General features: G+C 39.8%; 14 protein-coding genes and 3 pseudogenes. 7 read left to right on the top strand and 10 right to left on the bottom strand.

What is annotated here, in order from left to right:
* Positions 1-17: 17 nt before the first annotated feature.
* On the bottom strand, positions 18-539 hold the full coding sequence (locus tag AC6H44_RS06245; RefSeq protein WP_500738019.1) for a cytochrome b/b6 domain-containing protein: 522 nt from the start codon (positions 537-539) through the stop codon (positions 18-20).
* The gene (locus AC6H44_RS06240) at positions 540-704 is read right to left on the bottom strand and encodes a PepSY domain-containing protein (RefSeq protein WP_500738389.1); all 165 of its coding nucleotides are present in this window, start codon (positions 702-704) and stop codon (positions 540-542) included. It abuts the gene before it with no gap.
* 86 nt (positions 705-790) lie between these two features.
* Here AC6H44_RS06240 and AC6H44_RS06235 point away from each other — a divergent pair, with 86 nt between their 5' ends.
* Positions 791-979: a S24 family peptidase gene (locus AC6H44_RS06235; protein ID WP_500738388.1), complete on the top strand. Its 189-nt coding sequence runs from the start codon at positions 791-793 to the stop codon at positions 977-979.
* Positions 976-1,743, top strand: coding sequence for a toll/interleukin-1 receptor domain-containing protein (locus tag AC6H44_RS06230; protein ID WP_500738018.1), 768 nt, complete (start codon positions 976-978; stop codon positions 1,741-1,743). Before AC6H44_RS06235 ends, AC6H44_RS06230 begins: the two co-directional genes overlap by 4 nt.
* 16 nt (positions 1,744-1,759) lie before the next feature.
* Here the strand turns inward: AC6H44_RS06230 and AC6H44_RS06225 are convergent, their stop codons facing one another.
* The 4 genes from AC6H44_RS06225 to AC6H44_RS06210 all read right to left on the bottom strand — a co-directional run bounded on the left by AC6H44_RS06225 (position 1,760) and on the right by AC6H44_RS06210 (position 3,152).
* A complete protein-coding gene (locus AC6H44_RS06225; protein ID WP_500738017.1) occupies positions 1,760-1,930 on the bottom strand; it encodes a hypothetical protein in 171 nt (56 codons plus the stop codon).
* A 1-nt stretch (position 1,931) separates the two neighbouring features.
* On the bottom strand, positions 1,932-2,282 hold the full coding sequence (locus AC6H44_RS06220; protein ID WP_500738016.1) for a hypothetical protein: 351 nt from the start codon (positions 2,280-2,282) through the stop codon (positions 1,932-1,934).
* 182 nt (positions 2,283-2,464) lie between these two features.
* A complete protein-coding gene (locus AC6H44_RS06215; RefSeq protein WP_500738015.1) occupies positions 2,465-2,641 on the bottom strand; it encodes a hypothetical protein in 177 nt (58 codons plus the stop codon).
* A gap of 361 nt (positions 2,642-3,002) precedes the next feature.
* Entirely contained in the window at positions 3,003-3,152 is a 150-nt protein-coding gene (locus AC6H44_RS06210; RefSeq protein WP_500738014.1) for a hypothetical protein, read from the bottom strand.
* Positions 3,153-3,532: 380 nt separating this feature from the next.
* On the opposite strand from AC6H44_RS06210, the gene sbcB reads away from it, so the two are divergent.
* Positions 3,533-4,984, top strand: coding sequence for an exodeoxyribonuclease I (gene sbcB, locus AC6H44_RS06205; protein ID WP_500738013.1), 1,452 nt, complete (start codon positions 3,533-3,535; stop codon positions 4,982-4,984).
* A gap of 181 nt (positions 4,985-5,165) precedes the next feature.
* On the opposite strand, the gene AC6H44_RS06200 is transcribed toward sbcB, so the two are convergent.
* Positions 5,166-6,047 (bottom strand): NAD(P)-dependent oxidoreductase, encoded by an 882-nt coding sequence (locus tag AC6H44_RS06200; protein ID WP_500738012.1) that lies wholly within the window; start codon positions 6,045-6,047, stop codon positions 5,166-5,168.
* 120 nt (positions 6,048-6,167) lie between these two features.
* On the opposite strand from AC6H44_RS06200, the gene AC6H44_RS06195 reads away from it, so the two are divergent.
* From AC6H44_RS06195 to AC6H44_RS06185, 3 genes are all read left to right on the top strand, one after another.
* Entirely contained in the window at positions 6,168-6,713 is a 546-nt protein-coding gene (locus AC6H44_RS06195) for a glutathione peroxidase (RefSeq protein ID WP_500738011.1), read from the top strand.
* Between the two features lie 81 nt (positions 6,714-6,794).
* The gene (locus tag AC6H44_RS06190; RefSeq protein ID WP_500738010.1) at positions 6,795-7,775 is read left to right on the top strand and encodes a 2-hydroxyacid dehydrogenase; all 981 of its coding nucleotides are present in this window, start codon (positions 6,795-6,797) and stop codon (positions 7,773-7,775) included.
* A gap of 358 nt (positions 7,776-8,133) precedes the next feature.
* Positions 8,134-9,171 carry an ISAs1 family transposase gene (locus tag AC6H44_RS06185; RefSeq protein ID WP_500738009.1) on the top strand — a complete coding sequence of 346 codons (1,038 nt, stop codon included), beginning with the start codon at positions 8,134-8,136 and terminating at the stop codon, positions 9,169-9,171.
* A 264-nt stretch (positions 9,172-9,435) separates the two neighbouring features.
* Here AC6H44_RS06185 and AC6H44_RS06180 read toward each other — a convergent pair.
* A pseudogene (locus AC6H44_RS06180) lies at positions 9,436-9,642 on the bottom strand (IS4-like element ISPtu1 family transposase); the annotation flags it as partial.
* A 128-nt stretch (positions 9,643-9,770) separates the two neighbouring features.
* Here AC6H44_RS06180 and AC6H44_RS06175 point away from each other — a divergent pair.
* Positions 9,771-11,383: pseudogene (locus tag AC6H44_RS06175) on the top strand (IS1634 family transposase).
* A gap of 18 nt (positions 11,384-11,401) precedes the next feature.
* Here AC6H44_RS06175 and AC6H44_RS06170 read toward each other — a convergent pair.
* Positions 11,402-12,396, bottom strand: a pseudogene (locus AC6H44_RS06170) (IS4 family transposase); the annotation flags it as partial.
* Between the two features lie 347 nt (positions 12,397-12,743).
* Complete coding sequence (locus AC6H44_RS06165; protein ID WP_500738008.1) at positions 12,744-13,937, bottom strand: hypothetical protein; 1,194 nt, start codon at positions 13,935-13,937, stop codon at positions 12,744-12,746.
* Positions 13,938-13,940: the final 3 nt, after the last annotated feature.

Below are 13,940 nucleotides of genomic sequence, written 5' to 3'. Positions count from 1 at the left end.
GTATTAGGTATTAGGTATTAGGATTTACGCTTCCCAGTGAACATTGGCCCAATCAAAGAAATTCTGCCCCACCAGCCAACCAATACAATCGCAGCAATATGTACAATTACAATTGCATACAAGCTGTTAGCGAGTATTGAATGAATATCCTCAACCAGTGAACTACCAAAAAAGTAGTCTGTCTCTTGGAGTAAAAAACCCGTTGTAGCCAGTGCAATAAAAAAAAGCCATGTTGCCAATGCCATTAACCACCCTATCGGGTTATGCCCTGAGTTCGCAGGCATATTTCTGTTTTTAAGGTGTAAAAAGTGCAACTTAAAATCGCGGGGCCGCAATTTAGCCTTGTTGATATTAGCAAATCCCGAGCCAAAAAAGGCCCACACAAAGCGTATCAATACAGCACTAAAAGCAACATAGCCAATAATTTGATGCTCGTCACTGCCTGCTTCTAGGAAAAAATAATTTAAGCAAAAAGCAATCACTAAAAGCCAATGGATCCCCCTAACAAGAGGATCCCATATAACTAGTTTTGCAGACAATTAATGGCTTTTTTGTTTAACAATACTGCCATCAACAGGGCTGAAGTAAATTTCAACTTTACTGCCCTTTGAGTCACTGCCATATAGCTCATAACAGTTACCGTCGGTTACTTTAAACTCTTTAATTTTATACCCTTTTAATAATCGATACTTTTGTATCAACATCAATCTGTAAGCAAAACCTATAAACTGCCTCGTCCCTGTGCCATAATCTAAATAATTCATAAATTTAGTTATATTTATTTTAAAAAATACAAGGCATTAGCATGGAGCCAAAGTTTGATGAGGGAGATTCAATTTTTGTAGACACTGAAGCTGAATGTATTCACGGTTCCTATGTAGTAGCCCGCCTAGACGACGACAACCAAGCCACATTTAAACAGCCAATATTCAAAGCTAAAAATCGAATTCACAACAACAGTTATAAGGAAATTCCATGAGTGCTAATGTACCTAAAGTATTTATTTCATATTCCCATGACACACAAACCCATAAAAAATGGGTACTAGAGTTAGCTCAACGTTTACGCAATGCTGGCGTCGATGCAATCTTAGACCAATTTCGCGTGGGTCTTGGTGATGAGCTAAGTGGCTTCATGGAAAAAAGCGTTGCTGAGTCTGACCGCATTATCATGGTATGTACTGACAATTACGTCAATAAAGCCAACAGCGGCTTAGGTGGGGTTGGTTATGAGAAAATGATTATGACAGCTGAATATATGGCCAACATTGATAGCAATAAAGTTATCCCTCTGATTCGTCAAAACGGCACACATAACGTACCTACATTCTTACAAACCCGCTTACATATCAATTTTTCTCGTGAAGATGAGTATGAATTACAATTTGATAACCTTTTACGTGAAATTCATCAAGCCCCTTTGTTCAAAGAGCCACCCGTTGGTAATAATCCATTTGAATCTGTAACCGAGAAACCTGCAGAAAGTGTAACTGATAAGAAAATGGAGCTGCTTAAAGAAATGGTAAATTCTTATAATAAAGGAACTCTCTTTTTCTTCTTTGATGATCTTCAGCAACGACTTGACTGTTCAATAATATTTACTGAAATCTACATAACTGATTTATTGAAAAATGAATTTATTCAGGAAATACAGCATTATGAAGAGGGAGAGATCCTCGATGCTTACAGATTAACTGATAAGGCAAAATTATATGCAATTGAACAAGGTTGGGTTACTGAATAGAATATAAAGCCTGCATTTAGCGGTTATGTTGTTTGGTTCTGGCTAAATGTGCCTTTTGCTTAATAGCGTTTATTCTATTGAATACTGAATCGGGTATTTTTTTAACATTTCCTACTCTTATATCTTTATCTAATAAACGCAAAAATTGCGATGTGGTTTTCATGGGTTCATCTTCTGCACTATTCATTCTACCTAACACAAATATACATTGTGATAAGTCGCTCTGCAGGATTATCGATAAGGATATTAAACCCATTATTTTGATAGAGTGCTACCAGCTTTTCAGCTTTTTCGCATTCTAATATTATTACTCGGCCACCCACAAGTTGGTTTGCTTTGTCGATAATTGTGTAGGCTTCTTCGAGAATATAAGATAAATTCATCCGATTATCTGCTACTGAATCATTTTTACCTATCTGACCTATAAGGTAGGCGTTTACACGCTCACTGTTTTTACAAATTCCATCAAGCTTTTTACGCAGCCCTTTACTTATTTTATTTTCGTTATTTTGATTTAGGGAGACTTCTTTGATAGACAATGAAAAATAGGCAATTATTTGGCCGCTGTCATCATCTAATATTAGATAGGTGCTTGATTTAGAGGCATTTTCGAGGCGAATAGCTTTGTTTTTATCGGTTAGGAATGATTCAACATCTGTGTTTTTTGTGCTGCAAAAACTAGAAAGGAGTTGATGTAATTGGGATGCATCAAACTCCTTTATTAGCTCTGAGAGCTGGACAACCGTTGTCTTAATAATGCAATTCCTTTCACTCTATCTGCCTCATGGTTACGGTTATTAGTTGTAACTTTATGGGCTTTTTTGCAGTTCTCTTTAAACGCTTTTATTACGTTTTGGTCTGTTACTACAAAGTTTTTTTCAAATGACGTGGTAGCCATAATAAGCTCCTTAATGCCGTTTTGATAACTTTTTACGCCGTGTACATAATTTTTTATGCACTATAATATAATAAAGCTATTGACGGTTATGTCAATAATTTTGTATGCATGTATACATTTACGCATTCTGTTGTATTATCTATTTGCTGGCGTTTTTTTATTGCTTCATCTATTAATCCACAATATCTCATATCATTCTAACTGCTCTTTTAACCAATCATGTTTATTGTAAACGGTCATTACTCCACGTATTGTGTAACCTAAAATTTTTTCGGTTACATGCGGCGCTGCCACCATCTTCACTGAGTAATGTTGATATTAAGCGGCGGGCGTCATGCAGTAAGAGCTCGGGTATTTTATACTAAGTAAACAAGTGTTCCCACTTGGCTAAACGAACCGCTGATTGCTTAGCGCTTGTTATGTAAATTAGCTGTAAACATGCTTTGGTTGCTGGTGCGGCTTTTGAGCTTTCGATTTGAATCCATCGTTTTGCAATTTCATCAAAGCGCATTTCTCACTGGTCTAACTGCTTGTTAACCCGTCGCATTTAAGGTCAGTAAAGTGGTTAGATGGTTTTACCTCATCGCGTTTTTCAGCCCAGCTTATTATTGATTTTATTTGCCATCTGCTCATTAACGATAATGCCATGTAATTAAGCCCTTAGCTGACGCCCTTACACTTAAACTATCTCTATGCGATAATACATATGGTGTTTAATTTTTACCTAGCGGCTTTTTTATGCTACTGAGTGCCATTTAATATTTTATACACAGTTAGCAAAAAATTTAGACACAATGATACGCACACATCGCGCTCACTATAAAAACTAGAATATATTAAAAGTAATTAAAGCGCGACAGAACCCGCAATTTTAAAGGGCTGAAACACAGTATGAATAACGAAAAATATCAAGAAAACCAAGCAACAATCTATTGGCACGACTACGAGACCTGGGGAGCAAGCCCGCAAAAGGATAAGCCGAGCCAATTTGCAGGTGTGCGCACAGATCTTGATTTAAATATTATTGGCGAGCCGCTTATTGAATACTGTAAGCCTCAAGCGGATTATTTACCGCATCCTGAGGCGTGTTTAATTACCGGTATTACCCCTCAAGTGGCGATGCAAAAAGGCTTAGTTGAGGCTGAGTTTATTGCTAAAATTCATGCAGAATTTAGCGTGCCCAATACCTGTGTAGCTGGTTATAACAGTATTCGCTTTGATGATGAAGTAAGCCGATATAGCTTTTATCGTAACTTTTACGACCCATATGAGCGTGAATATAAAAACAATAACAGTCGTTGGGATATTATAGATTTAGTGCGTGCCTGCTATGCACTTCGCCCTGAGGGCATTGAGTGGCCATTAAAAGAAGATGGCAGTCCTAGTTTTAAACTTGAGCATTTAACTGTAGCTAATGGTATTGAACATGCCGCTGCGCACGATGCATTAAGTGATGTAACGGCTACCATTGCACTGGCTAAATTAATAAAAGAAAAGCAGCCTAAGCTGTATCACTTCTTTTTTAGTTTGCGTAATAAGAAAGCCCTTGCTGAATTGGTGGACGTGTTTAACATGACCCCATTAGTGCACACTTCGTCTCGCATCCCAGCAACCCAAGGCTGTACCACTTGGGTGGCACCAATGAGTTTTCACCCGGTAAATAAAAACGCAGTTATTTGTTTTGATTTAACCCAAAACCCGCAGGTATTACTTGATTTAAATGTGGAAGAATTACGTAAACGTTTATACACCAAACGTATAGATTTAGCCGAGGGTGATTTACCGGTAGGTTTAAAACTGGTGCATTTAAACAAGTGCCCTATTTTAGCGCCAGCTAAAACGCTACTGTCTGAAAACGCTGCTCGCTTGAGTATTGACCGTGAACAATGCTTGGCTAATTTAGCCATTTTAAAAGCCAATACCGAGCTACGTGATAAAGTCACTGAGGTATTTAACGAGCAAGGCGATTACAGCGCGACCACGAACGTGGATTATTTACTTTATGATGGCTTTACTAGCCATGCTGATAAAGCCAAATTTGCGATTATTCGTGATGCAAAGCCTGAAGACTTAGCAAGCTTAAAGCTTGAATTTGAAGATCCTAAATTTAATACTTTGCTGTTTAGATACCGCGCCCGTAACTGGCCACAAACGCTAAACCAGCAAGAGCTTGATCAATGGCGTCAATATTGCCAAAGCAAGTTAATGCATGGCGAAGATCAACCATCAATCAGTGCACAAGACTTTATGATCACCCTTGAAAACCTAGCGCATGAACACGACGACAGCGAAAAAAATCTTACTATTTTAAAAGCCTTGTATAACTATGCGCAAAGTATGTAAGCGGTAAGCGGTAAGCGGTAAGCGGTAAGCGGTAAGCGGTAAGCGGTAAGCGGTAAGCGGTAAGCGGTAAGCGGTAAGCGGTAAGCGGTAAGCGGTAAGCGGTAAGCGGTAAGCGGCTTGATGTTAATAAATAAAGCGCCTTAGTCAATAGAATTGAAGGCGCTTAGTAACTATCTTAACGTTACTTTTTATGCAGTGCTTCTATGCGCGCTAATAAGCTTGAGGTATCGTATCTGCCGCCGCCGAGAGCTTGTACATCGGCGTAATATTGATCGACCGTTGCGGTCATTGGCAGTGTTGCTCCGTTGTTTTTAGCTTCATCAAGGGCAATACCTAAATCTTTACGCATCCAATCAACAGCAAACCCAAACTCGTATTCGCCTGCCCACATTGTTTTGTAGCGGTTTTCCATTTGCCACGAGCCGGCCGCACCTTTAGAGATGGTTTCTATTACTTTTTCGCCATCAAGCCCTGCTTGTTTAGCAAAATGTAACCCCTCGGCTAAACCTTGCACTACACCAGCAATGCAAATTTGGTTGACCATTTTACATAATTGCCCCGAGCCCACATCGCCTAATAGCTGGCTAAAACGGCTAAATGCCGCCATTACCGGTTGTACTTTGGCAAATACCGCTTTGTTACCACCGGCCATTACAGTTAATACCCCATTTTCAGCGCCAGCTTGGCCGCCCGAGACCGGCGCATCAATAAAATCGATATGCTGTAAAGCCGCTTTTGCTGCCACTTCACGCGCCACTTCAGCTGAGGTAGTGGTGTGATCAACTAAAATAGTGTTTGCATGCATACCGGCTAAAACACCGTCATTACCGTAAACAACTGAACGTAAATCGTCGTCATTGCCAACGCACATAAACACCATATCGGCGCCGCTGGCTGCTTCACGTGGAGTGGATGCAAAGCTGCCGTTAAAATCTTCAACCCATTTATGCGCTTTTGCTGCTGTGCGGTTATAAACACACACCTTGTGCCCTGCTTTTGCTAAATGCCCTGCCATGGGATAACCCATTACGCCTAACCCTATAAATGCAATGTTAACTGACATAAAAATGACCTATTTAACTGATAACTTATAAACATAAGCTCGATTATGTCAATCGGCCGCTAAAAAAGCGAATGAAAGTCTTTTAAAATTTCCGCTAATAGGAAATTAGGTAGGTAATCTATGGATAGCATTTATCAATTTAACGCACCACTTTGTAATAACAATGATTTTTCTTTGAGTCAGTTAAAAGGAAAAACCGTTCTTATTGTCAATACAGCAAGTAAATGTCACTTTTCAGCGCAGTTATACGCGCTTGAGAAGCTTTATCAACAATACAAAAGCAAGGGTTTTACTATTTTGGCCTTTCCTTGTAATCAGTTTGATAAAAATGAGCCATTAGAAGGTATGGCAATTAAAGATTACTATAAAAAGCACTTTTCAATTAATTTTGAAGTATTTAATAAAGTAATGGTGAATGGCCCTGATACACATCCGCTGTTTAGTTATTTAAAATCTCATACCCGTGGTATTGCTCAAAACCGCGCAATAAAGTGGAACTACACTAAGTTTTTAGTTAACCCGCAAGGTCAACTGGTTGCACGTTATGCACCCCGCACTAAGCCCGAATCGCTGAGTAATGCGGTGCAAAACTGCTTAGCTTTAAAAAGCACACAAACTAAAACATTGTCTACGCACGTAAGCGCAAATACATTTTTATTAAAATAGCCAAGCGATAAGTCAAACTTAAAAGCTGTAAGTGGCTATAATAATGAAATTTCACAGATAAAACTGACATGGAGTTTAATAATGAAGATTGCTTTTTTTAGTGCACAAAAATATGAGCGCCCTTTTTTTGAGCACAGTTTACATAACACTAAGGGCATTACTATAACTTACTTTGAGCAAAGCCTATCCGAGCAAACAGCCGTGTTAGCCAAAGACTTTGATGCAGTGTGTGTATTTGTAAACGATTTAGTAGATAAAGCCGTTATTGAACAACTTGCCGCGTTTGGAATTAGGGCTATTTTACTGCGCTGCGCCGGATTCAATAACGTTGATTTAGCCGTGGCTAAACAACATAACGTGAGTGTTTTACGGGTGCCCGCATACAGCCCAGAAGCGGTGGCAGAGCACTGTATTGCTTTAATGCTGACACTTAGTCGTAAAACACACAAAGCGTATAACCGTGTCCGCGAAGATAACTTTGATTTAAATGGCTTACTTGGTTTTAACCTGCATAACAAAACAGTAGGCATTATTGGCTGTGGAAAAATAGGCTTGGCTTTAGTAAATATACTCAATGGCTTCGGTGCAAATGTATTGGTTTGCGATCCTTATGCAGTTCCGGGCAATTATACAATTTGTGATCAAGACACTTTGTTAAGTCAAAGCGATGTAATCTCTTTGCACTGCCCGTTAACCGAGCAAACCCATCATATGATCAACGAACAAGCATTTGCCAAAATGAAGCAAGGAGTGATGCTCATTAACACTTCCCGCGGCGCATTAGTTGATAGCAAAGCCTGTATTAGCGCACTTAAAACTAAAAAATTGGGTTACTTAGGGCTAGATGTGTACGAGCAAGAGTCAGAGCTATTTTTTAAAAATCACAGTGATGAAATAAACCATGATGATATATTTTCCCGCTTAGTCAGTTTCAAAAATGTATTAATTACTGGCCATCAAGGCTTTTTTACTCAAGAAGCGCTTACAGAAATTGCCAATACCACCTTACAAAATGCCCGTGAAATCGCTAATCAACTTCCTTTGAGTAATGAAGTTAAATGAGGAGGGATTTAGGTGCTAGGTAAAAGTTAAAAAACTAAAGCAGAAGAGAGTCAACCTAGTTAGCTTTGCTTTAGCTTTTTAAATTGCATAAGCTGAATAGCTCATATCAGCTCTAAAACCTTTAGCTAATGAATTTAGAGTTCAACTGACGGGCAGCTACGAGCGAATAACCACTCGCTGGTAAAAGTTAAATTTATTCCTGTGTTTTGAGTAGAAATTTAATTTTGTCCAATAACATTATTAAATGCCGTTTGAGTAAAGCCAGAGGGGTCACCCATTAGAATAGGGCAATCGCATTAAAAACTGCTTGACACAGAACCCCTAATTTGATCTATTACTCCCTTTTAAACAACCTAAAGTGACCAAATATAAGCCGACACTTATCGAACATTTCAACGATATCCAAGACCCTCGCTTGCAAAGAAAGCAATTGCATAAATTAGATGACATCTTTTTTATTACCTTATGCGCCGTTATCTGCGGCTGCGATAGTTGGGTTGCCATTGAAAAGTTTGCCCATATAAAACCCACTTGGTTTGAACAATATTTATCCCTAGAAAATGGCATTCCCTCACATGATACCTTGGGACGTGTTTTTGCGTTAATCGATCCTGAGCAGTTTCAAAACTGTTTTTCTAACTGGATCAAAGCGATAGTTAAAAATGTGACCGGGGATGTGATCGCTGTTGACGGTAAATGCCTTCGCCGCTCTCATGATAAATCGAATGAGATAACGGCCTTACCCGCGCTGCTCAAAAACTTAGATATCACCGGCAGCATCATCACCACAGATGCCATCAATACCCAAAAGAAATCGGCTGAGTTGATAGTGAGTAAAGGCGCGAATTATGTATCGGCCCTTAAAGGAAACCAAAGTACTTTGCATGATGACGTGCGCTTGTTTTTTGAAGACACCCCTAAAAGCTATCACAGCAGCTTAAATACCCACAAAAGTGTCGATGCAGATCATGGTCGTATAGAAGAGCGAATAGTGACGTCATGTAACCAAATTGACTGGCTGAGGGCAGAGCACGCGTACCCACACCTTGGGAGCATTATTAGCGTGACATCACGACGGTTTGATGCCGATAAATGGTCAGAAGAAACCCGCTACTTTATTAGTAGCATTAAAGACAATGATGCGGAAAGATTTGCTCACTATGTCCGTGCTCATTGGGGTGTGGAGAATAATCTTCACTGGACATTAGACATGGCGTTTGATGAAGACCGGTGTCGAATTCGCCAAGGAAATGCAGATCAAAACATGGCCATATTACGCCATATCTCTTTAAATTTATTAACCTCAGATACTAGTCATAAAGTAGGGATTAAAATTAAGCGGCAAATGGCTGGTTGGGATAATAATTACTTGCTCAAATTACTACAAATATTTTAATGCGATTGCTCTGCCTTTTACGATAAGAAGCAAAAAGAAAGACCTGACCCTGATGAATCCCAGATAGATTTATTGCCAAGTTTAAAGAAGTATTTATCAGAACTGATTTTGAAGAGCATTACAACAAAATGATGCTTTGACAAGATTGTAGGCACTATAATTTTTTGAGTTCAAAAATAGAGCCGGAGGGATCAGGTCAGCCAGAGGGGTCAGGTAAGCCGGGGGGGGTCAAATCCTGAGGGATCCCCACATTTTTTATCCAAGCTACAAGCACTCACGGCAATCCTTATTTAGTTGGTTGAGTGCTTTTAAAAACGTTTTCAATTTTATTTTATAGCCAAATTTTTCGAAGTATTGCGTTCCTAAACTAAAACAAGACAGCACGTTTCTATCCTTTATCGTATTCGCCTGAAAGCTTCTATGCACATTCAATATTTTTGCCGTTAAACCTGCTAGCCAAAGGATAAAACTGTTATTCCGCACCCTAAACTTGAATTAAAATTGTTCGTTAATCGACCACTCAAACTGTTACTGTTAAAAAAATACTTGACGGCGATCCCCATATTTGATCTATTACTCTCTTTTGAGAGCGCGTATTTATGCCTATCCCTTATGCCCAAAAACTCGAACACCACGGCTTAGTTGCTGGATTTTGTCACGATCTAGGTTTTGTCGATATTATTGATAACGCACTCGGTGGCGTGGCGCCTGAGCGCAACATCAGTTGTGGTCAATTAGTGTTGGCTATGGTGCTAAACGGCCTAGGTTTCACTGGCCGCACACTGCATATGTACAGCGAGTACTTTCAAGGCAAGCCACTTGATAGATTAATTGGTGAAGGCGTAAAGTCCGAGCACATCAACGACGATGCGCTTGGTCGCTGTTTAGACACCTTATATGAATACGGCGTATCGAAGCTGTATCAACAATTGGGCGAGGCGGTGGTAGAGAAATTAGGGTTACAAACCGAAGCTTTACACCTTGATTCGACAAGCTTTCATTACGATGGCAAAGCGACAAGCGAGCCTGATGATGATGAACCAAAACCTATCCGTATCGCGAAAGGTTATTCGCGCGACCATCGCCCTGAGCTCAACCAAGTGATACTCAATCTTATCTGTGAAAACCAGTCAGGCATTCCGGTTTATATGAAGCCTGCCAGTGGCAACAGCAATGATATGGAAGGCTTTAAACAGATTGTAAAGGCACATATTGGCAGTTTAAAAGCCGCGCAAGCCAGCCGCTACTTTGTGGCCGATGCCGCCTTGTATGTGCAAGAAACCATTAAGATTTACATACTCAAGGCCAACTGTTCATTACGCGGGTACCGCAAACCCTCAAAGAAGCTAAAACCCTTGTTAAGCAAGCGCCTAACTTGAATTTCACCCCTATCTCACCAGGCTATGAAGGCGTCAGTTATGACTGTGAATACGGGGGTGTGAAACAAAAATGGCTACTCATTCGCAGTGAGCAGGCGTATAAGCGAGAGCAGCATAACCTGAACAAGCACATGCTAAAAGCCGGAGAAGTTGCCCGTAAAAGCTTCAAAAAACTGTGCCAACAACGCTTCGCTTGCGAAAAAGATGCTCAAGCAGCCCTTGTCAAATGGCGTGGCAAACAAACGGTCTGTGATATAGACGCTAACGTTCTCAAGGTCGCTGTTTATAAAGGCGCAGGACGCCCTAAAGCAGGGCAGTTACCTGAGCGTATCGAGTATCAGATAACAGGCGTGTTGTGCACACTGTTAGCGGCACGGGAGAGTGCGTTGCAACAATTAGGGTTATTTATTATTGCCACCAATGATGTGAGCGAGCACCTTGATATGGCCAGCTTGTTGAGCAGTTACAAAGCGCAGCAAAACGTGGAAAAAGGCTTTCGCTTTTTAAAAAGTCCCGACTTCTTAACCAGCGCCATTTACCTTAAAAAGCCTGAACGCATTGAAGCCTTACTCATGGTGATGACCTGCTGCTTAATGGTGTATGCAGGGCTGGAGCACCAAATCCGTAAAACCTTGGTGGAGAAAGACTGCTACTTCCCCACGATGAAATACAAGCCGGGCCAACGCCCCACGGCACGCTGGGTGTTCCAGTGCTTCGAGCATATCATCATCATGTACATACCAGATAAACCACCCATAGTGGCGAATATGCAACCGCGCAATCAAACCATTATTGACTGTTTAGGCGAAAAATATCAGAGGATTTATTCTTAAAATGAGTGCGGAAGATCGGATAAAATTAGCAATTAATGCAATCAATAATGCGACATTCAAGCAGCCTTTTTCATAGCTACGACAATGACGTAAGTTCAAGTCATTACGTGTGTTTTTTAAGTCTCTAAAGGACTCTTCTATTTGCATTCGTTGACTGTAAATTTTAACAATCTCTTGTGCTGAATAATTAATATTGCACAATGAGGTAAATAATAACCATGGCTCCGTCGCACCTTTAGCATGTTTCAAGCTTACGCTGCTGCGAATAGTTTTTCCTCGAAGATTTTTCTTCTTTCTTTGTTTAGGTTTTGATTTAAATAAGTAAAAGTGACCACTCAATGAATTGGCTTTAGCGGGTTGTGTTTCAAATAGATAAGCGGGCCTTGCAGTTGCTTTTGAGTAAAGTGTTTTGACTGGTGACCAACATGTATCATCTTCTGGCTTTTGATATTGTGTTTAATGCCTCACTCTGCCTACAAAATCCCAACCAAATTTAAGCACTAGCTTAAACCAAGGATTGCTAAATCCTGCATCGGTAACGATGATCGGCTTGCAATCAGAAGGCAATATTGATTTAAGTGTTTTGAGGAAATCCTTATGCACGCTTTGCTTCATGTATTCACATTCACGAAAACGTTGCTCATAGATTGTCATTGCTCGACCTTTAACTGGGACTGCTGCCCGTAATAAATGAAACTCGCCACAGGGTGTTAACCCAGACCAATCAATCGTCACGCATGGACGTCTAATTTGACCAATCACGCGACGAGTGATTTCTTGGTAATAGTGATAGCGGGCGTGCTGGACGCGAGGGTTGCCAAATAACCTATCCATTCGTTTAATAGTGTGTTTAACCTTCGCGTTGCTCTTTAGTTTTCGCCCTAAAGCAGCAATGGATAAGAACTTATGTTGGCAGAGTGTTTCTACCGCTTTCATTAATGTGCAGTGGTTACGCTTATCAATAATACCGCTGTATTAGAAAATGTTTTATGTAATAATTTACTCAAGTGCATAGTCGATTTACTTTGTAATTTCTTTGGTCGGAAAAAACATATAAGATCAAAATTGGCTGTGCACTTCAACTATTTTTTACATTATCTTATTGATTTATATTATCAAATTGTGGGAATTCGTCAGGATTTGACCCTGAGGGTACACAGCAATATACCAGTAAGCATTATCGTAAGTTGTTGGCTAACTATGGCGTTAGAGCTAGTGTTTTAGTAAAACTAAATGATAGGCCAAGAAAGAAACTTAATTACAAAACCCCAGCCCAATTAATGGTTGAACACATGGCAGCAATTGCTGCTTAGCGGTTATGCACTTCGGAGTTGAATCTGCCAGGTATTAACTTAGGGAATTAAACACTTAAATAAAAATATGCAGATACTGCCAAAGATAGACTGGAAACAATCAACGCTGAGGTAGAAAAATAAAGTAATCTCTTATTTTTTTCCGAAAAATTAGCGTCGCATTTACCAAGACTTAGTGATAATGATGCAATTTGCGATTCGAAAATTTCCTTAGTTGATCCCAATTCAGAAAGTAATTTTTTATCGCGGACTTCTTGCTCATCCTGCAATTCATCAATTCGTTGATTGAATTCAGCGTCGCGTTTATCAAGACTTGATGATAGCGATGAAATTTGCGATTCGAAAATTTCCTTAGTTGATCCCAATGCAGAAAGTAATTTTTTATCGCTGACTTCGTGCTCATCCTGCATTTCATCAATTCGTTGATTTAATTCTTGTGCCACCGAGGTAACTGCTTGTTTACTAACCTCGGACTCGGTATGAATTTTCAAATCAACACTTGAGAGTTGCCCCCTCAAGCCCTCGATTGCGGAATTGTACTCTGTACTAAACGCCTTAAGCCTAACAGCTGCTTCTTGACTATAGCCGTGGAGAGCCTCGTCAACTCCGGCTTTGATAAACTCAGCGTGTCCTTCGCACTCAACGATACGAGCTGTAAAAGAATGCTCTAGTTTCTGATTAGATAGTTCTATTTTTTGTTCAGCTGCTTCTACACGCTTCACACATCCAACAAGCTTCTCGGCTTGTTCACGTGTTAAGCCTTTTGCTTCCAACAAACCATTATTCGCTTTGACAATCTCTTCTTGCTGCTTGCTAATTTTTATTTGATGCTCTTTGATGTTTATGTTTTGCGCAGCCAATTCGCAGGCTTGCGCTCTTAACATCTCCTGCTGCTCATGCAATATGTTTTGTTGCGACACTAAGACTTTAGATATTGCGGTGTTAAATAAAATTAAATCTGAGGATTGCTTAGTAAGTAAGCCAATTGATTTATTTAAATCTAATTGTGTGTCTTGCAGTTTATCTTTTCTGTCATGCCACCAATTATCTATTATACCTCCTTCTTTAACACGATTACGAGCTGACTCAACATCATCTAAACTAGTGCGAACCTTATTTTGTGCTTCCTTAAAATTGGAGATAAGTTCTTTAAATTCACTGTTTTCAAAAGCATCACTAGGTATTACCATTTGTGATATGGCATTTACGATAATCAATTCTTGTTTTTTGCTTGTATCCATGAC

It is taken from the genome of Pseudoalteromonas sp. TAP-3C (assembly GCF_059888565.1).
Note: the sequence above shows the minus strand (reverse complement) of the source record. Positions and strands in the feature narration are given on the sequence as shown.

Coding starts and splice junctions, on each gene's coding strand:
- AC6H44_RS06215 (WP_500738015.1), bottom strand. CDS start 2,641: ATGGCTACCACGTCATTTGAAAAAAACTTTGTAGTAACAGACCAAAAC.
- AC6H44_RS06225 (WP_500738017.1), bottom strand. CDS start 1,930: ATGAATAGTGCAGAAGATGAACCCATGAAAACCACATCGCAATTTTTG.
- AC6H44_RS06195 (WP_500738011.1), top strand. CDS start 6,168: ATGGATAGCATTTATCAATTTAACGCACCACTTTGTAATAACAATGAT.
- AC6H44_RS06165 (WP_500738008.1), bottom strand. CDS start 13,937: ATGGATACAAGCAAAAAACAAGAATTGATTATCGTAAATGCCATATCA.
- AC6H44_RS06210 (WP_500738014.1), bottom strand. CDS start 3,152: ATGCGCTTTGATGAAATTGCAAAACGATGGATTCAAATCGAAAGCTCA.
- AC6H44_RS06200 (WP_500738012.1), bottom strand. CDS start 6,047: ATGTCAGTTAACATTGCATTTATAGGGTTAGGCGTAATGGGTTATCCC.
- AC6H44_RS06190 (WP_500738010.1), top strand. CDS start 6,795: ATGAAGATTGCTTTTTTTAGTGCACAAAAATATGAGCGCCCTTTTTTT.
- AC6H44_RS06240 (WP_500738389.1), bottom strand. CDS start 704: ATGTTGATACAAAAGTATCGATTATTAAAAGGGTATAAAATTAAAGAG.
- AC6H44_RS06230 (WP_500738018.1), top strand. CDS start 976: ATGAGTGCTAATGTACCTAAAGTATTTATTTCATATTCCCATGACACA.
- sbcB (WP_500738013.1), top strand. CDS start 3,533: ATGAATAACGAAAAATATCAAGAAAACCAAGCAACAATCTATTGGCAC.